Genomic DNA, 922 nt, shown 5'->3' on the forward strand with positions numbered 1-922 from the left:
CTGCTGGACTTCCTGAAGCTGGTCTTCACCGCGGAAGGCCAATTCCAGATCAACCTCGAAGACGACATCGTCGCCGCGTGCCTGATGTGCCGCGACGGCCAAGTCATTCGCAAAAACGCCTAAGCAGGGATTCAGACGATGGAAGAGCTTATCTCCCCCGGTATCTACAACCTGATCATCTTCGTGCTGGCGATTTATGTCGGTTATCACGTGGTCTGGAACGTTACACCTGCACTGCATACGCCGTTGATGGCGGTGACCAACGCCATTTCGGCGATTGTCATCGTCGGCGCCATGCTGGCCGCAGCGCTGACCGTCACCCCACTGGGCAAGACCATGGGCACCCTGGCTGTGGCGTTGGCCGCGGTGAACGTGTTCGGTGGCTTCCTGGTGACTCGACGCATGCTTGAGATGTTCAAGAAGAAAGCGCCCAAGGTTAAAGAACTGGCAGTAGAACAAGAGGCGCAGAAGTCATGAGTATGAATCTCGTAACCACCCTGTACCTGATCGCGTCGATCTGCTTTATCCAGGCACTCAAAGGCTTGTCGCACCCGACCACCTCGCGGCGCGGCAATCTGTACGGCATGCTCGGCATGGGTCTGGCGATCCTCACCACCGTGGGCTTGATCTACAAACTCGGGGCCGAGCTGGCAACCGACGGTATCGGCTACGTGATCGTCGGCCTGCTGGTCGGCGGCACAGCCGGTTCGATCATGGCCAAGCGCGTCGAAATGACCAAAATGCCGGAACTGGTCGCCTTCATGCACAGCATGATCGGTATGGCCGCGGTGTTCATCGCGATCGCCGCCGTGGTCGAGCCGCAATCGCTGGGTATCGTCAAGCTACTGGGCGATGCAATTCCTTCCGGTAACCGCCTGGAGCTGTTCCTGGGCGCGGCGATCGGTGCCATTACCTTCTCCGG

2 protein-coding genes and 1 pseudogene are annotated in these 922 nt (G+C 58.9%); all 3 read left to right on the forward strand.

Going from position 1 to position 922, the window contains the following annotated elements; translation table 11 throughout:
- Positions 1 to 123, forward strand: a pseudogene (locus F8N21_RS30305) (NAD(P)(+) transhydrogenase (Re/Si-specific) subunit alpha); the annotation flags it as partial.
- A 15-nt stretch (positions 124 to 138) separates the two neighbouring features.
- Positions 139 to 477: an NAD(P) transhydrogenase subunit alpha gene (locus F8N21_RS30310; RefSeq protein WP_150645602.1), complete on the forward strand. Its 339-nt coding sequence runs from the start codon at positions 139 to 141 to the stop codon at positions 475 to 477.
- The coding region (locus tag F8N21_RS30315; protein ID WP_191624439.1) for an NAD(P)(+) transhydrogenase (Re/Si-specific) subunit beta at positions 474 to 922 on the forward strand (449 nt) is incomplete at its 3' end. The genes F8N21_RS30310 and F8N21_RS30315, both read left to right, overlap by 4 nt.

The organism is Pseudomonas fluorescens, assembly GCF_902497895.1.
Taxonomy (GTDB): Bacteria; Pseudomonadota; Gammaproteobacteria; order Pseudomonadales; family Pseudomonadaceae; genus Aquipseudomonas; species Aquipseudomonas fluorescens_BP.